Origin of the sequence: Streptococcus sp. 5346, from assembly GCF_013277455.1 — a bacterium.
GTDB lineage: Bacteria > Bacillota > Bacilli > Lactobacillales > Streptococcaceae > Streptococcus.
In genome coordinates this window covers 26559-43422 of the sequence record NZ_VMMY01000007.1, presented here as the reverse complement: position 1 = coordinate 43422, position 16864 = coordinate 26559, and the positions used below count along the sequence as shown (strand labels likewise).

The 16864-nt window shown below is 39.0% G+C and carries 34 protein-coding genes; all 34 read left to right on the top strand.

What is annotated here, in order from left to right; all coding sequences use genetic code 11:
• The first annotated feature begins 74 nt into the window (after positions 1-74).
• The 34 genes from HT732_RS05035 (at position 75) to HT732_RS04870 (ending at position 16862) form a co-directional block, all read left to right on the top strand.
• Positions 75-221: a hypothetical protein gene (locus tag HT732_RS05035; protein ID WP_172448391.1), complete on the top strand. Its 147-nt coding sequence runs from the start codon at positions 75-77 to the stop codon at positions 219-221.
• Positions 214-417 carry a helix-turn-helix transcriptional regulator gene (locus HT732_RS05030; RefSeq protein ID WP_173254188.1) on the top strand — a complete coding sequence of 68 codons (204 nt, stop codon included), beginning with the start codon at positions 214-216 and terminating at the stop codon, positions 415-417. The genes HT732_RS05035 and HT732_RS05030 overlap by 8 nt, the downstream gene beginning before the upstream one ends.
• A 142-nt stretch (positions 418-559) precedes the next feature.
• Entirely contained in the window at positions 560-1273 is a 714-nt protein-coding gene (locus HT732_RS05025; RefSeq protein WP_173254187.1) for an ORF6C domain-containing protein, read from the top strand.
• A 9-nt stretch (positions 1274-1282) separates the two neighbouring features.
• Positions 1283-1426, top strand: coding sequence for a hypothetical protein (locus tag HT732_RS05020; protein WP_000389589.1), 144 nt, complete (start codon positions 1283-1285; stop codon positions 1424-1426).
• A 103-nt stretch (positions 1427-1529) separates the two neighbouring features.
• The gene (locus HT732_RS05015) at positions 1530-1820 is read left to right on the top strand and encodes a hypothetical protein (RefSeq protein ID WP_173254186.1); all 291 of its coding nucleotides are present in this window, start codon (positions 1530-1532) and stop codon (positions 1818-1820) included.
• A gap of 10 nt (positions 1821-1830) precedes the next feature.
• Positions 1831-2154, top strand: a complete 324-nt coding sequence (locus HT732_RS05010; RefSeq protein ID WP_173254185.1) for a hypothetical protein — start codon at positions 1831-1833, stop codon at positions 2152-2154.
• A gap of 12 nt (positions 2155-2166) precedes the next feature.
• Positions 2167-2463: a hypothetical protein gene (locus HT732_RS05005; RefSeq protein WP_173254184.1), complete on the top strand. Its 297-nt coding sequence runs from the start codon at positions 2167-2169 to the stop codon at positions 2461-2463.
• Complete coding sequence (locus tag HT732_RS05000) at positions 2456-3271, top strand: phage replisome organizer N-terminal domain-containing protein (RefSeq protein ID WP_173254183.1); 816 nt, start codon at positions 2456-2458, stop codon at positions 3269-3271. The genes HT732_RS05005 and HT732_RS05000 overlap by 8 nt, the downstream gene beginning before the upstream one ends.
• A gap of 139 nt (positions 3272-3410) precedes the next feature.
• A complete protein-coding gene (locus HT732_RS04995) occupies positions 3411-4181 on the top strand; it encodes an ATP-binding protein (protein WP_173254182.1) in 771 nt (256 codons plus the stop codon).
• Between the two features lie 14 nt (positions 4182-4195).
• Positions 4196-4390, top strand: a complete 195-nt coding sequence (locus HT732_RS04990) for a hypothetical protein (RefSeq protein WP_173254181.1) — start codon at positions 4196-4198, stop codon at positions 4388-4390.
• The gene (locus HT732_RS04985; protein ID WP_173254180.1) at positions 4390-4617 is read left to right on the top strand and encodes a hypothetical protein; all 228 of its coding nucleotides are present in this window, start codon (positions 4390-4392) and stop codon (positions 4615-4617) included. Before HT732_RS04990 ends, HT732_RS04985 begins: the two co-directional genes overlap by 1 nt.
• Positions 4618-4740: 123 nt before the next feature.
• Positions 4741-5058: a hypothetical protein gene (locus HT732_RS04980; protein WP_173254179.1), complete on the top strand. Its 318-nt coding sequence runs from the start codon at positions 4741-4743 to the stop codon at positions 5056-5058.
• 1 nt (position 5059) lies between these two features.
• Positions 5060-5554 carry a DUF1642 domain-containing protein gene (locus HT732_RS04975; RefSeq protein ID WP_173254178.1) on the top strand — a complete coding sequence of 165 codons (495 nt, stop codon included), beginning with the start codon at positions 5060-5062 and terminating at the stop codon, positions 5552-5554.
• Complete coding sequence (locus tag HT732_RS04970) at positions 5551-5838, top strand: hypothetical protein (RefSeq protein WP_173254177.1); 288 nt, start codon at positions 5551-5553, stop codon at positions 5836-5838. Before HT732_RS04975 ends, HT732_RS04970 begins: the two co-directional genes overlap by 4 nt.
• A 291-nt stretch (positions 5839-6129) precedes the next feature.
• Entirely contained in the window at positions 6130-6423 is a 294-nt protein-coding gene (locus tag HT732_RS04965; protein ID WP_173254137.1) for a hypothetical protein, read from the top strand.
• Between the two features lie 12 nt (positions 6424-6435).
• Complete coding sequence (locus tag HT732_RS04960) at positions 6436-6822, top strand: hypothetical protein (protein ID WP_173254176.1); 387 nt, start codon at positions 6436-6438, stop codon at positions 6820-6822.
• Positions 6819-7079, top strand: a complete 261-nt coding sequence (locus HT732_RS04955; RefSeq protein WP_173254175.1) for a DUF1372 family protein — start codon at positions 6819-6821, stop codon at positions 7077-7079. The genes HT732_RS04960 and HT732_RS04955 overlap by 4 nt, the downstream gene beginning before the upstream one ends.
• Positions 7076-7558 (top strand): MazG-like family protein, encoded by a 483-nt coding sequence (locus HT732_RS04950; RefSeq protein ID WP_173254174.1) that lies wholly within the window; start codon positions 7076-7078, stop codon positions 7556-7558. The genes HT732_RS04955 and HT732_RS04950 overlap by 4 nt, the downstream gene beginning before the upstream one ends.
• A 1-nt stretch (position 7559) precedes the next feature.
• Positions 7560-7838 (top strand): hypothetical protein, encoded by a 279-nt coding sequence (locus HT732_RS04945; protein WP_173254173.1) that lies wholly within the window; start codon positions 7560-7562, stop codon positions 7836-7838.
• Between the two features lie 54 nt (positions 7839-7892).
• Positions 7893-8234, top strand: coding sequence for a YopX family protein (locus HT732_RS04940; protein ID WP_205380665.1), 342 nt, complete (start codon positions 7893-7895; stop codon positions 8232-8234).
• Entirely contained in the window at positions 8227-8406 is a 180-nt protein-coding gene (locus tag HT732_RS04935; protein ID WP_173254171.1) for a hypothetical protein, read from the top strand. Before HT732_RS04940 ends, HT732_RS04935 begins: the two co-directional genes overlap by 8 nt.
• 1 nt (position 8407) lies before the next feature.
• Positions 8408-8647, top strand: coding sequence for a DUF3310 domain-containing protein (locus tag HT732_RS04930; protein WP_173254265.1), 240 nt, complete (start codon positions 8408-8410; stop codon positions 8645-8647).
• A complete protein-coding gene (locus HT732_RS04925; protein ID WP_173254170.1) occupies positions 8637-9032 on the top strand; it encodes a helix-turn-helix transcriptional regulator in 396 nt (131 codons plus the stop codon). The genes HT732_RS04930 and HT732_RS04925 overlap by 11 nt, the downstream gene beginning before the upstream one ends.
• A gap of 211 nt (positions 9033-9243) precedes the next feature.
• On the top strand, positions 9244-9645 hold the full coding sequence (locus HT732_RS04920) for a transcriptional regulator (RefSeq protein ID WP_173254169.1): 402 nt from the start codon (positions 9244-9246) through the stop codon (positions 9643-9645).
• Positions 9646-9833: 188 nt separating this feature from the next.
• Positions 9834-10376, top strand: coding sequence for a site-specific integrase (locus HT732_RS04915; protein ID WP_173249854.1), 543 nt, complete (start codon positions 9834-9836; stop codon positions 10374-10376).
• 163 nt (positions 10377-10539) lie between these two features.
• Positions 10540-10713: a hypothetical protein gene (locus HT732_RS04910; protein WP_173254168.1), complete on the top strand. Its 174-nt coding sequence runs from the start codon at positions 10540-10542 to the stop codon at positions 10711-10713.
• A gap of 116 nt (positions 10714-10829) precedes the next feature.
• Positions 10830-11156 (top strand): HNH endonuclease, encoded by a 327-nt coding sequence (locus HT732_RS04905; protein ID WP_173254167.1) that lies wholly within the window; start codon positions 10830-10832, stop codon positions 11154-11156.
• Between the two features lie 139 nt (positions 11157-11295).
• Complete coding sequence (locus HT732_RS04900) at positions 11296-11688, top strand: P27 family phage terminase small subunit (protein ID WP_001118282.1); 393 nt, start codon at positions 11296-11298, stop codon at positions 11686-11688.
• A complete protein-coding gene (locus tag HT732_RS04895) occupies positions 11681-13411 on the top strand; it encodes a terminase large subunit (RefSeq protein WP_173254166.1) in 1731 nt (576 codons plus the stop codon). Before HT732_RS04900 ends, HT732_RS04895 begins: the two co-directional genes overlap by 8 nt.
• Before the next feature lie 21 nt (positions 13412-13432).
• The gene (locus tag HT732_RS04890) at positions 13433-14635 is read left to right on the top strand and encodes a phage portal protein (protein WP_173254165.1); all 1203 of its coding nucleotides are present in this window, start codon (positions 13433-13435) and stop codon (positions 14633-14635) included.
• Positions 14619-15194, top strand: a complete 576-nt coding sequence (locus tag HT732_RS04885) for an HK97 family phage prohead protease (RefSeq protein ID WP_173254164.1) — start codon at positions 14619-14621, stop codon at positions 15192-15194. Before HT732_RS04890 ends, HT732_RS04885 begins: the two co-directional genes overlap by 17 nt.
• Positions 15191-16363 carry a phage major capsid protein gene (locus tag HT732_RS04880; RefSeq protein WP_173254163.1) on the top strand — a complete coding sequence of 391 codons (1173 nt, stop codon included), beginning with the start codon at positions 15191-15193 and terminating at the stop codon, positions 16361-16363. The genes HT732_RS04885 and HT732_RS04880 overlap by 4 nt, the downstream gene beginning before the upstream one ends.
• Before the next feature lie 11 nt (positions 16364-16374).
• The gene (locus HT732_RS04875; protein ID WP_173254162.1) at positions 16375-16608 is read left to right on the top strand and encodes a hypothetical protein; all 234 of its coding nucleotides are present in this window, start codon (positions 16375-16377) and stop codon (positions 16606-16608) included.
• Positions 16609-16610: 2 nt separating this feature from the next.
• Positions 16611-16862 (top strand): phage head-tail connector protein, encoded by a 252-nt coding sequence (locus HT732_RS04870; RefSeq protein WP_173254161.1) that lies wholly within the window; start codon positions 16611-16613, stop codon positions 16860-16862.
• The last annotated feature ends 2 nt before the right edge of the window (positions 16863-16864 follow it).

The window sequence follows — 16864 nt, the reverse complement described above, 5'->3', positions numbered from 1 at the left end:
TTCTAAACTATAGATTGTTTTTTGTCAAGAAATTCGCTAACTTTTTAGATAATTTTTTAAAAAGGAGGTCAGGAATGAACGAAGAAGACCTGAAAGAATTATTGGAACTCTTAGCGACAGATTATGGGCGAGGGTACCTAGATGGAGTAGTTGGGGGACTTTCAATGCTTTTGAAAATTTCAAAAGAAGCAGAGAAATATAGAAAGGAAGAAGATGAGTAAAGAACTAAAGATAATCAAGGCTAAAATCAAAACTCGTTTGATTGAGCTTGATATGACTCAAGCCGAATTGGCAAAACAAGTATCTGTAGCATCATCAGTTATTTCAGAGCTACTGAAATATGGCAAAGGAAGTGATCATGTGAAAGAAAAAATCACAGATGTTTTAGGAATTGAGAATCCTTGGAAAAATCACTAAGAGGTTTATACATGCAAGTAAAAATAATACAGAATTGGCAGAAGAAAAATTACCAACTTAGTCAGATGATGATCGATAGTCTCGAGGGACTAGATGTTTGGGAAACTATTTTAACACTAGGAAAAGTAAGAAGAGGAACATTATGAACGAAATTTTTAATTTTCACGGGCAGGAAGTCCGTACTTTGATAATTGATGATGAACCATGGTTTGTCGGGAAGGATGTTGCGGATATCCTAGGATATAGCAAGGCTAGAAATGCGATTGCTCTTCACGTTGATGAAGATGACGCCCTAAAACAGGGCCTCACAGATAATTTAGGAAGGGTCCAAGAAACTATCATCATTAACGAATCTGGTCTCTACTCTCTTATCTTATCCAGCAAGTTGCCTCAGGCTAAAGAGTTCAAGCGTTGGGTGACATCAGAGGTCTTGCCAGCTATTCGCAAGCAGGGCGGATTTATCCGCGAGGATTTGGACGAGGATGCCTTTATCGCTCTCTTTACTGGCCAGAAGAAACTGCGTGAGCAACAGGCGACCATGCTGGAAGATATCGACTACCTTAAGAGCGAGCAACCGATTCATCCAAGCTATGCTCAGTCGCTCCTGAAGAAGCGTAAGGCTAGGGTTGTGGCTTGTCTTGGTGGTATTGATAGTCCAGCTTATGCGGATAAGACTTTCGCTCAGTCAGTCTTTAGACAAGCTGAGATTGATTTCAAAGACCACTTTAATATCAGTCGCTATGACTTGCTACCGAAAAAATTTGCAGAAGCTGCTCTTGCTTACTGGATGACGTGGGAGCCAAGCACCAATACCAAGATGAAGATTATGGAGCTGAACGCCTTTAGTCAAGCGTAGGGAGGAGGTATGGAAGATAAAATCATTGAACTTGCTGATTACTTCATCAGTGAATCTACAACGTACAGAGAAGCTAAGATAGCGTGTGAGAAGCTATTGAAACAAGTCAGCCATGAGATTGAACTCAGAGCTATGGAAAGTAAAACAGTTTGACAACAACGCAAAAAAAGCCTGACGGAAATCAGGCGCACACTTAAATTATTAAAACCATTATATCACAAAAATGCTTGCCCGCATAGTTGAGAGGATGTAGAAAATGGAAGGTATCACGTTACAATTACGATTGGACGGCGAAAGTGCTGAATTATTCACAAACCAATTACTGGCCTTTGCTGAAAAGCAGGTCAAGGAGCAGTTAGAGAATGATCGCATGCCAATCAATCAACAAGCTTTGATGAAGAAGTTCGGCTTTAATCATGCCTATGTTAAGAAGTTAGAACGAAAAGGCTTAAGATTTCGTAAGCAAGGGAAAGATATTATGTATGATGTCAATGATGTTTATGAGATTTTGGAATTAGAAAAAGAAGTACGAAAATTAAGAGCATAAGGAGATAAAAATGTTTGAACCACCGATTTTAGACCAGTTGATGGGTGTTGGAGCTTTGCTGATTGGATTTGCAGGGCTTTGCCGTCATATCAAATTGCAAGAGGAGCGTAAGGAAAAAGAAAGACGAGAAGAGCAAGAATTTGCGTCTATGATTATCCAAGGGTACAACCATGCTTACGAACGTGGTAGAGAGGACAAATGGCAAGAAATTCGCAAGAATATTCGAAGAGAATTTCCTGGTTTCACATACGATAACGAACCGCCTGTTGGTTTGCGTCCAGAGCCGTTAGGCTTACCAGAACCTAAACAGTCTGCAATCAGACTTTTGTCATGAGGAGGTCAGGAAATGGAAGAATTGATTGAATGGCTGTCGTGGCATGAGAGAGTGAATATTGAAATGATATCGTCTGATGAAGAAAAGTCTGATTTTGAAGTATATTTAGAGGACGAGAACAGGAAAATTTCACTCATCAAAGAATACCTGGCCGACTATGAAAGACTAGCTAAGGACTATCGTGATGTAGTTTCTGAAAATAAGTTGTTAAAGGTTGAGAAGATGGCCCTAGAGGGGATGCACATCTATGAAGATATGCGGATGAAGTACCGTGCGAATCGTAGGAAGTGGGGTGCTCGGTATGTCTGAAATCAAGTGGATAAAAATCACAACAGATATTTTTGACGATGAAAAGATTTGCCTGATTGATGCCTTGCCTGATCCTGACGCCATTCTAGTGATATGGTTCAAAATTTTGACACTTGCTGGGAAACATAACAGTAGTGGATTGTTGATGATGACTGATAAGGTTCATTATACTGATGAAATGTTAGCTACTATTTTTCGTAGACCACTGAATACTGTCAGAATGGCTTTGGGAGTATTTGAGCAGTTCGGGATGGTTGAGATTATTGACGGTGTCATCACTTTGCCTAATTGGGAAAAGCATCAAAATATTGACGGAATGGAGAAAATCAAGGAACAAACACGTAACCGTGTAGCAAAATATCGTAAAAAACAGAAAAATCTTGCTCTTGGTAACGTTACAGGTAACGTTACAGGTAACGTTACAGTAACGGACGGTAACGCACTAGAAGAAGATAAAGATAAGAATAAGAATAGATTAGATAAGAATAAGAAAAGAATAACTACTACTAATAGTAGTGGTAGTGAAGAAAATATCTTAGAACTTTTTCAATCTGAATTTCGCAGACTCTTATCTGGATTTGAGATTGAAGAAATCAACCATCTATTAAATGAGAATGATGTGGATTTGGTAAAGGAAGCACTGAAGACTGCAATCAACTCAGGAAAGCCTAATATCAAATACATAGGTGGTATTTTAAGAAATTGGCAGATGAACAATGTCACGACAGTTGAGCAGGTTCGCCAATCCGAAAAGAAAAATAAGGATAAGAAAGAAGAACAGGAGGCTAAGGACGAATGGGGGTACTAGAACTAATTGAACAATTCGAGATTGACTATTATCCGTTGAGCTACGAGAAGAAAACTCTTTTAGCAGATCAACCAATTCATCAAGTGGTTGCCTGCTTGTCTGAAATGGCCAGCTGGCATGAATGCGGAGGTAGGCTAGCATGGTAGAAAATGTATTTGAGGAGATTGCCTTATCTTATCACAGGAATACAGAACAACAGGAAGAGCTTTGCGAAAAGCATAAAATTCCTTTGATAAAGATATTGAGGACTGAGAGTGTTGTGTGTCGTATGTGTGAATCTGAGCGGATTCATGAAGAAAATCAGGAAAGAGTGAATAAACTGGCTAACGCTGAGAATGAGCGTGAAAGGAAATACTACCTAGAAAAATTCTCTCTTTATGATGAGGTTTTAAAAAATGCGACTTTGGACAATTTTGAGACACCAACCGAAAAAGAAGCGGAAAAGCTAGCTTTTGCAAAGAGGATTTGTCGTGAGTGGTCCGAGGGTGCTAGGAACAACATTGTACTCCAGGGAGAAGCAGGAACTGGCAAGAGCCATTTGGCCTTTGCTATGGTTAAGGCTCTATCTGAGTACACGAAAGAGATTGCTATTTTTATCAACGTGACGGACTTGCTGATGAAGATTAAAGCTGATTTTAGTCAGGAAGAGTTTCTGGTCAACAAAATTGCGAGTGCTAAGTTCTTGGTTTTGGATGATTTGGGTATGGAAAAGGATAGCGAATGGTCATTTACCATCCTCTACAATATCCTGAACAAGCGTTCAAATACAATCATTACCACGAATTTGATTTCTGCTGATATTCAGAAACGATATGGCAGGCCCTTCATGTCTAGACTGATGAAGGGGGTGGATAAAGACCATTTGATGGTTTTTAATGATTTGACAAACAAGCGGAAGCAATATTTTTAGAACGGAGGTGGCTGATGTTTATTTTAAAGCATGGTACAAGAGAGGATAAGCCCTTTCTAATGTCCGCTGTTATCGGTGTGACTGGTTTGGACATTTCATGTTCTGAGGAGAAGAAAGCCTTGCGGTTTGTTTCTCGGGCGGCAGCCTTACAGGTTGGCAAGGCATTGAGGAGTTCCTTTGGGAACTTCTACCCGGTTGAGGTGGAGTGATGTTAGAGCTCTACTTCGTCTACAACGGGCACTGCAAGTTTTACCTTGGGACGTTTGATAATGTCGATGATCTCATTGAGCATATGGAAGACCATCAGTGGGCTTTCTCTGGTATTACTAGACCAAGATTCAAAAAATATATCGGAAAAGACGATGTACGTTTTGATTATGGCGCCGTAGATTGCTATTATTTAGCAACAAAATCAACGTGCCGCGAACCACGTTAAAAGCGAGCTAGAATATGCGTCAGACTTGGACGAGTGGCGTATAAAGAATTTGCTAGCTCTTGTGTCTTTGAGCCATGAGGGGCAAGAGCTGGATTTTTTAAAAACAAGTTGGAGGAATTGAAGATGATGGAAGAGTTAAAGCAAAAAGTTAATGCAGTATACAACTGGACGGTAGAAGACGGGAAGCCCAAACCTCCCAAGCAAGATTTACCACAAGCGGTGAAAGATCGGGCGGACTATTTTTGGGAAATGGCAGAAGATGGTATGACATTTATGGGAGTGATGGAATGCATCTTCGCTGATGAAAAGCCTACAGACTATGATTTGGGAGCCACTAAGGATTGGTTGCCAAAATCTAAGGACTTTGATGATTGGATTGGCTATTCACCAGGCATGTCTCAGTTAGTTATTGCAGTTTATTTGATTTATGGAGGAAACTAAGATGAATATTAAGGCATTGATTAAGAAGTATGAAGCGGTTGAATGTGTTGTAGGTATTGTTAGCGGAAAAACTATTCTAAAAACCGTTCTAAGAGACTTGAAACAACTGGACGAACCGCAACCAGTCAAAGTTCCACCGTTTGTGGCGGATTTTATCGCAGAACAGAAAAAACTGGGTCATACACTGTCCTACTCAATAGACGCATGCATGTCTGACATAGTTGCAGAATGGTATTGGGATAATTCCGAACTCTTCGCACTTGCTTGGATTTTCGGCTACGAGGTCGAGGAAGAGAAGCGGTATCGGATTTCCATGCCAAAAGCTAGAAATTACATGAACCACGCTCAAATATTGTGCGAAAAGGATGGCAAAATATTTTGGTGCGGTGAGTGGTATCCGTTTAGAGCTAAATTCACCCGCAAACAACTAGAAGAAGCTGGCTTCGGCTGGGTGTTCGATTGCGAGGGTGTGGAAGTGCAGGAGGTGGAAGGATGATACAAACGCTTGAAGAAGGAATGAAGAATCAAAGTAAATGCATAAAAGTCCCAAGGGAAATCAGACCGTTTGATATAGGGTATCGAATAGTGAATCAACATGGAAATCCGCTTGCCTTAAAAAACGGAGCAAGCATATTCGCTTTACCTTCGCTGGCTGAAAAAGCCATTAAGAAAGAGTTTAGTAAAGATGACCCAGACTTTGACATTGAAAAACATTCAGTTGAAGAGGTTGCTGTTGTTAATTTAAGTAAATTTCATAGTTATTTTGAGGAGGTGGAATGATGTCGTTTTACGGAGGGACATTCACTGATTATTGTAAGTATTGCGATGACAAGTACAGTGGGATTTTCAAATTAAAAAAAGGTGAAGACGCTATTAAAGGATTCCATAGATGGTTGAAAGAACAAGGAAGAGAGGTCACAGATTGAAACGACCAAACAGATACCCTTACACACGAAGCCAACGGGTTGAAGAAACCGTTGATCACTATACATATAAAAGCGATATTTGCTATACAAGTCACATTTTAGAAAATAGACTTACTGGAGAAATTAAGAGCAAGGAGGTGGAGTGATGGCATTAACGCTTGGAAGTAGTATTACTGAACTTATTCTTGAAATTGGTAATATTTTAAACTCTCCTGATAACAATACAACAACTTTCGCACTTGAAATTCCAAATCAATCTTTCTTTCTAGAAATAAATGTAAAACCAAAGAAAAAGGAAAAAGAGGTAATGAATCCATATGTTGTGAAAAAAATTATGAGAGATGAAAACTCTGTTTTTGATAAAGACAATAATTACCACAAACAGAAGGAAAAAGAAAGACATAACCCAGTCTTTAAACGAAAGAATTCAAAAAAGTAAGGAGGTGGAGTGATGAATAATGAAGTCTTTGAAGAATTGAAAAAGCTTATGAGTTATTTTCCCGACTCATTTATAAATAGACAATTAGAACTTATTCTCATCCCAAAAACAAACACATACTTTTCTTTAAGAGATTGTTTGACAAAGAATGATGTCATTTCAAAGGTATTAATGTGGTGCACTAGGGATATATCCAAAACTAGACCTTATCAACAACAAAAGCGAAATATTGATTTTTATGTAGATAATCGCGATCGTTTGGAAAAATATTTAGGTTCAAATATTAATGTAGATGTGGTTTATAATTGCTTAGGAAATGGAATTAACAAAGAACTCACATACAGATTTATCGAGAGTGGTTTTGATATGACTTTACTTTATAAGGAGATTACAGAATGAAACGATTTATAGTTATCTGGATATTACTATCTGCTGGACTAAACATCTGGCAGATGGACAAGATTCGAGATTTGGAAGAGAAGAAGCCAATGGTTATCTACAAAGCAGATAACGCAGGCACTGAGATATTTGGCAAGGTTGTCGAGAAAGGACGGCATGGCAAGCTGTATACAGTAACTATCAGAGATTATGGGATTTTCGTAGTCACTAGAGAGCAGTATGAGAAGATTAGAGTAGGGGATGAGGTGTTACTATGAACACAATAGAAAAAGTAAAACAATGGTTTATAGACCGTGACCTTGAAAACGGTGGACGACTGGATAAGCAGTCATTAAAACTTAGCGAAGAGTTCGGAGAGTTATGTGCAGGCTATCTCAAGAAGAATGAGCAGTTAACCAAGGACAGTATTGGAGATTGTGCAGTCGTGATTGTCGGGTTGACGTTGCTGATAAAAGAGGATGTGCATAAGATTTTTGAAACATCAGGAAATGATAGAGATGTAATGACATGTTTTAGTCATTTAAGTAGAAGTATAAGCGATTTTCAGATTTACCAAGACTCGTTTTCTAAAAAATTTCGTAAAGTAAGTCTCATACGTACAATCCGCTGGTTAAAATCAATCAGCAAAGCACTTGGTTATAGCTTCGAAGAATGCTTTGAACTGGCTTACCAAGAAATCAAAGACCGCAAGGGTAAATGGATTGACGGCAGCTTCGTCAAAGAGGAGGATTTATAAAATGAAAAAACTAGGAATCATTATTGGGGCGGTATTTGTAATCGTTGTATCGCCATTTGTAGTTCAGTATGGATGGAATGAGATTATCACAACGATTGTTCCAGTTGGTAAAATTACAGTCTGGCAAGCATTAGGGATGGATGCACTACTATCTTTCATCTGGCCTGTGTTATCCAGCAAAAAAGAATCTTATGAAGATTATTCATACGCTGTAAAAAGCAGTGTATCAAAAATCATTACATGTGCATTTTTGATATGGTTAGCTAGTTTGTTCATCTAAGGAGGATTTAGTATGATACCAAGATATAGAGCGTGGATGAAGTCGTTAAAATGGATGTGTGACGTTACTAATATTTCGTTCGATAGTAAGTTCGTGGATATCTGTCAGCAGGGAGATACTGAAAGATATACAGAAATGTCAGTAGAGTTTGATGAAATCACACTTATGCAATCAACAGGATTGTTTGACAAGAACGGCAAGGAAATCTTTGAGGGAGATATAGTCAAAATGTCTAAGGATGTCTATTCTGAACCCACTTATTACGAAGTTGTAAGACATCGTAGTGGAGCATATCGTCTTGAATCTAAACAACACGGATGTGAATTGTGGTTACGACATACTGATTGTGAGGTTGTGGGAAATATTTACGAGAATAAGGAGTTACTAGATGCCTGATGTAGAATGGATTATGGAGAATTGTCACATGATGCGTGATAACGGAGTCTGGGCAGGAGAGAAGCAGATTTCCTACGCTAGTCCAGATGGGAAATACACGTATTATGTGAACAAGCGCAAAGATGGAACGTATTATTTACATGGAGCAAGTAGACATTATGGGAGGAATTGAAATGAATCCAGAAATAATTGATAACATAAACAAACCAAACCACTACCAAGGTGCAAACGGTATCGAAGTAATCGATGTTATTCGAAATTTCGCAGGAAATTTAACAGGTGCTAAGAGTATCTTCTGGGGGAATGTTGTTAAGTACATACTACGTTTCCAAAAGAAGAATGGCATAGAAGATTTGAAGAAAGCTAGAAAATATTTAGACTGGCTGATTGAGGAGATGGAACATGAAGGATAGGAAACATTTTTCGGAACAGATCAGATTGTGGCGAATTGGTAAAGGTCTATCTTTAAGAAAAGCTTCAAAGAAATTTGGTATTAGTCCAAGGACATTTTCAAATTGGGAACGAGGTCTGATACCAAGTGATCGTCAGAAAGAACGTCTGTCAAAAGAGTTAGGATTGGACAGAGATGTCTTATTCAAGAAATGTGAGGTAGGAAATCTTAATGCGCTTTTGAAAGAAAAACGTTTGGAACAAGGACTTACTCGTACAGAATTAGCAAAGCATTTAGGGTATTCTTCAACAATCATAAGTTGTTGGGAGAGAGGTTTGGAAATTTCTGAATGTGAAGCGGAATATATCTGTACTTTCTTTGGGATTGAGATCCAAGAAAGAAAATAAAAGTCAATGAACAAAAGAATTAAGAAGAAGATAGCTAAACGGCAGATACAAGAAAAGCAAGAAGAATTAGACAAACAACTACGGAAATTAAGTCCTGAAGAAATTGAAGTTATAGCTAAAATGATTAACCAGGCATTTTCTAACATTTACAAGGCTTTCTCTCAAATGTTTGATAACTTGTTTACATTTTTTTTAAACTCGGAGGTGGAAATTGAAAAAATTGAGCGACGAAGAACTCAAAACGTTAGACAGAGAACTTTTCAAATTTCAAAACATTCAACGCACAATAGACTTAAGAAGGTTAGAGTTAGAAACCAGAAATCCAGATGCCCAAAATGGGCCTACTGTAGGAATAAGCAAACCTACCGAAACTATCGCAATCAGAATCGCGGATGATCCGACCTTAAAATTCCTTGAAGGATTTAAAGGGATTATTAACAAACTCCTGATCAATCTAGTTGATGAAGATAAGGAAATCTTTAATCTGCGCTGGAGATATCCTCAATTGAGATGGGAAGAAATAGCAGAACAGAAATTCATGAGCAAAGCTACAATCTATCGACGTAGAAGGATTATCTTAGAACAGTACGCTATTTTGAAAGGTGAGTTGTAAATAAGATTGAGACAAAACACCTCTTGAATTCTCATGAAAAACAGTTTATTATGATAGCATGAACTTCTGAAAACAAAACACAAATCACATGTTGGAGTCATCCTATTTTTTCCAGAAAAGTTGTTTAACAGAGGAACATCATGAGTCAGCGACCAGCTGGCTTTTTGTTTTGTAGAAAGGAGGCAGTTATGGAATTTGTATCACCGATAAAAGAGAACGATGATATACAAGCTATGAAAGATTATCTCAGAGAATGGAATGAGATGTATTATATGCTATTCATCACAGGTCTGAATACTGGATTGAGAGTTGGAGATATCCTCACTTTGAAAGTTAAAGATGTCCAGGGATGGCACATCAAGCTGAGAGAACGGAAGACTGGCAAGCAGATAACAAGACGGATGACAAAAGAACTCAAGAAAGAAATGAGAAGATATGTCGAAGACAAACCATTTCATCATTTCTTATTCAAGAGTAGGCAAGGGAAAAATAAAGCAATCACTCGTGAGAGAGCCTATCAAATTATTCATGAGGCTGCTGAAGAACTTGGCATTGATAATGTTGGAACACATACAATGCGAAAAACGTTTGGTTATAAATATTATAACAAGACAAAGGACGTAGGGACATTACAGAAAATGTTCAATCACTCATCGCCTGCAATCACCCTGAGATACATAGGGATAGAGCAAGCAGAGCTTGATGATGCACTACGGAACTTTGTCATTTAATTTTTTTAGATATTACTTTCACATAATGAGTTAAGCATAAAGTGAAAAAATGAAACTCTTTAAAACCTATGATTAGTAAGGGTTTGAGATTTAGAGTGAGTTTAACAAAATATAAGATATGTGAAAGTGAGGGATAAAATTTGTATAGTTGAAGGAGAGGTATATGTTACTCATAGGATATTTAGTTTGTTATTTTATCGCATTGATGTTTTTGAAAATTGTTTTCGATTGGACAAAAGAAGATATAGGGAAAATATTTAAACATGGATTGATTTTTCTGTTTCTGCCTTTAGTATTTATTGGAGCTCTCGTATATGATTTTGTAGACAAAAGATGAGACAAAAGACATCTTGAAGTCTCACAAAAAAAGGTTTATTATGGTAGCATAGATTTCTTGTATGAGATGGGATAGGCCAAGAGCCTGTCCTTTTGTTTTGCAAAGGAGTATATATCATGTACAACAAACCAGTCAGACAGAGCTTGAAGACAAGGAAGTGGTACAAGTTCCGTGACAAGATCATGAGACAACACGATTACCTTTGCCAAGAAAGTCTAAGATATGGGCAGTCAGTTCCAGCTGAAATGGTTCATCATATTTACCCAGTGTCTGAGTATCCAGAGTTGGAGTATGTATCTTGGAATTGTTTGCCACTGACTAACCGTAAACACAATACGTTTCATGACCGCAACAACGATAAGATAATCGGAAATGGAACCTATTGGCAGAAGAAAAGAAAAAAAGAATTTTTAGATTTTTTCAAAAATAAAAATGAAAAATGAAAAAAATTTTTTATCCCCCCCACTTCAAAAAATTTTTTCGAAGCCTCTGGGAACCGGTGAAGGGAACTTTTTCCAAGTCGGGGGCCTTCAAACAAAAAGGGGGTAAAAACTAAGCGATTTTGACGGAAGGAGGTAGTTTTTGGCTAAACCAATTACAGCAAAGTCGATTAAGTCAAAAGTGGTCAAGCAGATGAAAGACTTGGGTACTTATCGTAAAGAGTTCGAAATGATCATTGATATTTTTGCAGGAATGCTCTATCAGTATCAGAAACTTGCTCAAGATTATGCTGACATGGGTTATCCAGTAACAGACACCTACGTCAATAAGGCTGGTGCTGAAAATGAGCGCAAAGTTCCAATCTTGACAGCTATGGAAATTTTGAGGAAAGACATCCTCAGCTACTCTAATCAGTTGATGATGAATCCTAAGTCGCTCGGTGAGGTAGTAGAACAAGAGGGTGAGTCAGTTCTTACTGAGGTCCTGAAGTTCAAGAACGAAATCAAGAAGAAGCGAGTGACTGGCAATGGGTAATCTTGATAAAGCAAAAGAATACGCTCAACACGTCTTAACTCACCGAGAAGAACATTGCGAAGAGAACATTCTTGCAGCTGAACGTTTCTTGCGTGATCTTGAAAATCCTGAGTTTGAAATGGATAAGGATATCGTTGATTTCGTTGTTCACTTCATCGAAAACACGATAGTCCATCAGCAGGGCGATGATATGTTTGCGGTGTCTATCCGCAACAAGCCATTACTCTTGCAACCATGGCAACACTTTGTAGTTGTGAACCTGTTTGGTTTTTACTACAAGGGTACGAATGAGCGCAGGTTCAAAGAAGCGCTTATCATGCTTGCTCGGAAGAATGGAAAGACCTCGTTTACTGCTGCAATTGCACTTGCTTATCAGATTCTGGACACGGATAGCGGTTCGAAATGCTATATCGTTGCTAACTCAGTCAAGCAAGCGATGGAAGCTTTTGGTTTTTTAAGGTTCAACGTTGAACGATGGAATGATAAGAACATTCGTATCAAGGATAATAACCAGGAACACTCTATTACTGCTAACTTTGGTGATGAAGGTTCTTTCTTTATCCAGGCACTGGCTAATGATGAGAGTCGCTTGGACTCTTTGAATGGGAATGTTATCATCTTGGACGAGGCTCATACCATGCGAAACAGTAAGAAACATGGTCTTATGAAAAAAACAATGTCAGCATACCGTAATAGTATGCTTTTTGTTATCTCTACAGCTGGGGATATTCCTACTGGGTTCCTTGCTAACCGTCTGAAATACTGTCAAAAGGTACTCAAGCAATTAGTCACTGATGATTCATTTTTCATCTTCATCTGTAAGGCTAATCAATCTGCTGATGGGGATGTAGTGGACTATCTGGACGAGAACACCCTCAAGATGGCTAATCCGTCATGGGGTGTCACGGTTTCGCTCAAGGCTCTCAAGGAAGAAGCTGAGCAGGCTATGAACGATCCACAGACAAGAAATGAGTTTTTCAATAAGACCTTGAATATCTTCACTAACTCTATGAACGCTTATTTTAATCCTGATGAGTTCATTGCGTCGGATAGTTGCTACGATTGGAGTTTAGAAGAGCTGGCACGTTTGCCTATTCGTTGGTATGGTGGTGCGGACTTGTCAAGATTACATGACTTAACAGCAGCTGCTCTTTACGGTGTCTATAATGATGGTGATAAAGACGTTGATATCTGTATCACACATGCTTTCTTTCCTCGGATTAATGCTCAGAAGAAGGCTAACGATGATGGGATTCCACTTTTTGGTTGGCAGTCTGATGGCTGGCTGACGATGAGTAATACTCCTACCGTTCTATATGATGATATCGTCAAATGGTTCATCAGTATGCGTGAGCGTGGATTTAAAATCCAAGCTGTGGGAATGGATAGGAAGTTTGGTCGTGAGTTTTTGGCCAAGATGAAAAAGGCTAAGTTTAAGATGATTGACCAGCCTCAGTTATTCTATCTGAAATCTGAGGGGTTCAGACGGATTGAGTTCAAAGTCAAGAACAAGGAATTTTATTATCTTCATTCTGACGCTTATGAATACTGTGTGAGCAATGTTAGAGCGATTGAAAAGGTGGATGACGCTGTGCAATATGAAAAATTAGACGGAGACGGTGGTACTGCAAGGATTGACTTGTTTGATGCCAGCGTCTTTGCTTGTATACAGGCTCTTGCTAATCTTGGCAAGGGTGGCGATGTGATGAGATTCTTTGATTAGAGAGAAAGGAGGTGAGGAAACATGGGTATTTTTGAAAAGTTTTGGAAACGAAACAAGCCAAGTAAGACAATTAACATGCTGAGTCATTCAGATTTAGGGTTGTCAAACCTGATGGATTCGTATGTACCTTTGGCCAGAAATCCAGATGTGGTGACAGCGGTTAATAAGATTGCTGATTTGGTCTCTAATATGACCATCCATCTGATGGAAAACACGGATAAAGGTGATATCAGAATTCGTGACGGACTGGCTAGAAAGATTGACATCAATCCATGCGAACACATGACAAGGAAGTCATGGATTTTCAAGATTGTGCGTGATTTGCTTCTGTATGGCGATGGGAACTCTGTCCTACATGTGGAATATGAACCTGTTACGGATTATATTTCTAATCTAAGACCATTTCCGATGAGAGAGGTTTCGTTCCAAACAGATAAGGATTCCTATGTGATCTCATTTAGGGGTGAAGTGTATTCCCCTGATGAAGTAGTCCACTTTGTCATCAATCCAGATCCAGATATTCCATATATTGGCACTGGTTTTAGGGTGACGTTGACAGATGTGGTTCAAAGTTTGAACATGGCTACTAAGACTAAAAAAAGCTTCATGAACGGTAAGAACATTCCTAGTCTTATCGTCAAGGTTGACTCGTCTAGTGCTGAACTAGACTCGGAGCAAGGGCGTGAGCGTATCGCTGAGAAGTATTTAAGTACTAGCAGGGTCGGCGCTCCATGGATTGTTCCAGAGGCATTGCTGGACATTCAACAGGTAAAGCCGCTTAGTCTAACGGACATCGCTTTAAACGAGTCTGTGGAATTAGATAAAAGAACAGTTGCAGGTCTATTAGGAGTACCTGCTTTTATTTTGGGCGTGGGAGAGTTCAACAAGACAGAGTATAACAACTTTGTAAATACGACTGTCATGAGTATCGCTACCACTATTACTCAAACACTAACCAGAGACTTACTTTTGTCTAGTAATCGTTACTTCAAGCTAAATCCTCGCTCACTCTTCTCTTACAACATTACAGAGTTGTCTGAGGTTGCACGTCAAATGACAAACAGTACTGCAATGCGTCGTAATGAGTGGAGAGATTGGCTTGGTATGGCTCCTGATCCTGAGATGGAAGAGTTGATTGTCCTTGAGAACTTTATCCCTCAAGAGAAGATAGGAGATCAAAATAAATTGAAAGGAGGTGAGGAAGAGAATGCAGAAACGGAATAGTTATCGTGCCACTCAATTTCAAACGCGAGAAGAAGACTCTGGTGATTTGATTTTGAGTGGCTACTTTATCAAGTTTGACGAGGAGACGGAATTGTGGCCAGGCTACTGTGAAGTTATTAAGCGTGTCGGGGTTGAGAAAGCTATCAAAGACGCTGATATCAGAGCTTTATTTAACCACGATGATAGTCTTGTTCTCGGTCGAACAGGTAACGGAACTCTGACACTGGGTGTTGATGATGTTGGTCTTTTTGGAGACATCATCATTAACAAGGATGATCCTCAAGCTGTTGGAGCCTATGCCCGTGTCAAGCGTGGAGATGTTATCGGATGTAGCTTTGGCTTTTTCCCGATAAAAATCGAAACAGAGGAACGTGAAGATGGCTCGTATCTGGATACTGTCTTAGAACTAGAAATCTTTGAAGTGAGTCCATGTACTTTCCCAGCCTATCCGCAAACGGAAATTGCTGCACGACAAAAAGACTTCGAAAGTCAGAGCCGTGCGAATCGTGAAGCGCTAGACAAGCGCAAGAAAGAAATTAAGGAGAAATTTAAGCTATGAATAAGGCATTAATCTTTGGTGCTCGTATGCGAGCAAAAGCAACTAAGGTAGTTGAGTTGGAAGAAACTATCGAAGAATTGAACAAACGTTCGGTTGTTGAGTTAGAAAAGTTGGATCGTGCTGAAACTGATGAAGAAGTTTCAGCAGTTGAAAAGACTGTGGATGATCTTCAAAAGGAAATTGAAGAAAAAGAAGCTGAAAAAGTGCAGCTAGAAAAAGAAATCGACGAGTTGGAAAAACAAATCGAGGAGCAAAATCGTAAAGCACCGACTTACCCAAGTAAAGAAAAGCGTGGAGGACAGAAATTGGAACAACGTGACGCAATCGCTAAATACATTCGTACTGGTCAAACTCGTGACATCACAGGTTTGAAAACTACTGATTCAGGAAGCGCAGCTCTGATTCCTACTGAAGTTTTGAAACCTCATTTTGTCAATAAAACACGTAATCCACTTTTGGATCTTGTGGAACGTGTGAAAGTTAACAATGGATCTGGTAAATATCCACTTATCAAGAAAACGGATGGTGTAATGGTTTCAACAGAGGAATTGAAATCAAATCCAGAACTTGGAAAACCAGCAATCAGCGAGATTGATTATTCAATCAAGACTTACCGTGGATATGTCCCTGTGTCACAAGAAATGATTGACGACGCTGACTATGACATCATGTCCATTGTTGAAGACGAAGTGTTTAATCAAGGTGAAAACACTGAATTGTCATTAGTTGCAGCTGTCCTCAAAAAAGCTACCCAAGCAGATGCGGCTGGATTTGATGGTATTAAAGACATCTACAATAAGAAGCTTAAATCAATTTATAAAGCAAGCATTGTTGTAACTAAGTCAATGTTTGCCGCACTTGACAAGGTGAAGGACAAAGATGGGCGCTACATGCTTCAAACCGATGTAGCTTCACCTACTGGCTATTCATTTGGTGGGAAAACAATCTACAAAGTTGATGATACAGTGTTTGGAGATGAAGGAGATATGAAATTCTTCATCGGTGATGTCACTGAATTCGTCAAAGAGTTTGACCGTGCTCAAGTATCCGTTAAATGGGTGAACAATGACATCTACGGACAATTGCTTGGGCTTTTCATCCGTTTGGATATCAAGAAAGTAGATGATGAAGCTGGGTTCTTCGGAACATACACTGACGCTGTAGGGTAAGGAGGTAGCTGATGACTTATCAAGTAATCCGTCCTTTTAAGGATTTAAGAGACCCTCAACAATATGAATATCAAATCGGGGATATTTATCCCCGAACAGAATATAAGAGCACCAAGGCCTTCATTCAAGAGTTGTTAGATGGGTCAAATAGTGCAGGATCTATTTTCTTGACTAAAATCGATGATGTCGATATTTCCGAAGGAGAAACAGAACCTCAGGAACCTGAAGAGGAAGATGAGGAGTAGTTATGGACAAGTCTCAATTATTAGAATTACTAAAACTAAAATTGGGTATAGCAACAAAACTACGTGATAAGCCTTTGGAAAAAATCATTGAAGCTGTCATAACTGAACTGGAAGAAAATTTGGGGGTTTCGCTTGAATCAGAAAATGCTGAACACCAAATGTTTGTAGTTGATTATGCAGCCTTTCGCTATGAGGGTGGCGTGGACATGCCACGCCACCTTTTATGGCGGTTGCATAATTTGAAATTGAGGTAAAT

Excerpts from the sequence above, each read along its gene's own strand:
- HT732_RS04960 (WP_173254176.1), top strand. The coding sequence starts at position 6,436 with ATGAATAATGAAGTCTTTGAAGAATTGAAAAAGCTTATGAGTTATTTT.
- HT732_RS04885 (WP_173254164.1), top strand. The coding sequence starts at position 14,619 with ATGCAGAAACGGAATAGTTATCGTGCCACTCAATTTCAAACGCGAGAA.
- HT732_RS04940 (WP_205380665.1), top strand. The coding sequence starts at position 7,893 with ATGTGTGACGTTACTAATATTTCGTTCGATAGTAAGTTCGTGGATATC.
- HT732_RS04890 (WP_173254165.1), top strand. The coding sequence starts at position 13,433 with ATGGGTATTTTTGAAAAGTTTTGGAAACGAAACAAGCCAAGTAAGACA.
- HT732_RS05015 (WP_173254186.1), top strand. The coding sequence starts at position 1,530 with ATGGAAGGTATCACGTTACAATTACGATTGGACGGCGAAAGTGCTGAA.
- HT732_RS04970 (WP_173254177.1), top strand. The coding sequence starts at position 5,551 with ATGATACAAACGCTTGAAGAAGGAATGAAGAATCAAAGTAAATGCATA.
- HT732_RS05035 (WP_172448391.1), top strand. The coding sequence starts at position 75 with ATGAACGAAGAAGACCTGAAAGAATTATTGGAACTCTTAGCGACAGAT.
- HT732_RS05025 (WP_173254187.1), top strand. The coding sequence starts at position 560 with ATGAACGAAATTTTTAATTTTCACGGGCAGGAAGTCCGTACTTTGATA.
- HT732_RS04995 (WP_173254182.1), top strand. The coding sequence starts at position 3,411 with ATGGTAGAAAATGTATTTGAGGAGATTGCCTTATCTTATCACAGGAAT.
- HT732_RS04950 (WP_173254174.1), top strand. The coding sequence starts at position 7,076 with ATGAACACAATAGAAAAAGTAAAACAATGGTTTATAGACCGTGACCTT.
- HT732_RS04875 (WP_173254162.1), top strand. The coding sequence starts at position 16,375 with ATGACTTATCAAGTAATCCGTCCTTTTAAGGATTTAAGAGACCCTCAA.
- HT732_RS05030 (WP_173254188.1), top strand. The coding sequence starts at position 214 with ATGAGTAAAGAACTAAAGATAATCAAGGCTAAAATCAAAACTCGTTTG.
- HT732_RS05000 (WP_173254183.1), top strand. The coding sequence starts at position 2,456 with ATGTCTGAAATCAAGTGGATAAAAATCACAACAGATATTTTTGACGAT.
- HT732_RS05020 (WP_000389589.1), top strand. The coding sequence starts at position 1,283 with ATGGAAGATAAAATCATTGAACTTGCTGATTACTTCATCAGTGAATCT.
- HT732_RS04965 (WP_173254137.1), top strand. The coding sequence starts at position 6,130 with ATGGCATTAACGCTTGGAAGTAGTATTACTGAACTTATTCTTGAAATT.
- HT732_RS04935 (WP_173254171.1), top strand. The coding sequence starts at position 8,227 with ATGCCTGATGTAGAATGGATTATGGAGAATTGTCACATGATGCGTGAT.
- HT732_RS04980 (WP_173254179.1), top strand. The coding sequence starts at position 4,741 with ATGATGGAAGAGTTAAAGCAAAAAGTTAATGCAGTATACAACTGGACG.
- HT732_RS04985 (WP_173254180.1), top strand. The coding sequence starts at position 4,390 with ATGTTAGAGCTCTACTTCGTCTACAACGGGCACTGCAAGTTTTACCTT.
- HT732_RS04990 (WP_173254181.1), top strand. The coding sequence starts at position 4,196 with ATGTTTATTTTAAAGCATGGTACAAGAGAGGATAAGCCCTTTCTAATG.
- HT732_RS04945 (WP_173254173.1), top strand. The coding sequence starts at position 7,560 with ATGAAAAAACTAGGAATCATTATTGGGGCGGTATTTGTAATCGTTGTA.
- HT732_RS04925 (WP_173254170.1), top strand. The coding sequence starts at position 8,637 with ATGAAGGATAGGAAACATTTTTCGGAACAGATCAGATTGTGGCGAATT.
- HT732_RS04910 (WP_173254168.1), top strand. The coding sequence starts at position 10,540 with ATGTTACTCATAGGATATTTAGTTTGTTATTTTATCGCATTGATGTTT.
- HT732_RS04905 (WP_173254167.1), top strand. The coding sequence starts at position 10,830 with ATGTACAACAAACCAGTCAGACAGAGCTTGAAGACAAGGAAGTGGTAC.
- HT732_RS04930 (WP_173254265.1), top strand. The coding sequence starts at position 8,408 with ATGAATCCAGAAATAATTGATAACATAAACAAACCAAACCACTACCAA.
- HT732_RS04955 (WP_173254175.1), top strand. The coding sequence starts at position 6,819 with ATGAAACGATTTATAGTTATCTGGATATTACTATCTGCTGGACTAAAC.
- HT732_RS04895 (WP_173254166.1), top strand. The coding sequence starts at position 11,681 with ATGGGTAATCTTGATAAAGCAAAAGAATACGCTCAACACGTCTTAACT.
- HT732_RS04880 (WP_173254163.1), top strand. The coding sequence starts at position 15,191 with ATGAATAAGGCATTAATCTTTGGTGCTCGTATGCGAGCAAAAGCAACT.
- HT732_RS05005 (WP_173254184.1), top strand. The coding sequence starts at position 2,167 with ATGGAAGAATTGATTGAATGGCTGTCGTGGCATGAGAGAGTGAATATT.
- HT732_RS04975 (WP_173254178.1), top strand. The coding sequence starts at position 5,060 with ATGAATATTAAGGCATTGATTAAGAAGTATGAAGCGGTTGAATGTGTT.
- HT732_RS04915 (WP_173249854.1), top strand. The coding sequence starts at position 9,834 with ATGGAATTTGTATCACCGATAAAAGAGAACGATGATATACAAGCTATG.
- HT732_RS04870 (WP_173254161.1), top strand. The coding sequence starts at position 16,611 with ATGGACAAGTCTCAATTATTAGAATTACTAAAACTAAAATTGGGTATA.
- HT732_RS05010 (WP_173254185.1), top strand. The coding sequence starts at position 1,831 with ATGTTTGAACCACCGATTTTAGACCAGTTGATGGGTGTTGGAGCTTTG.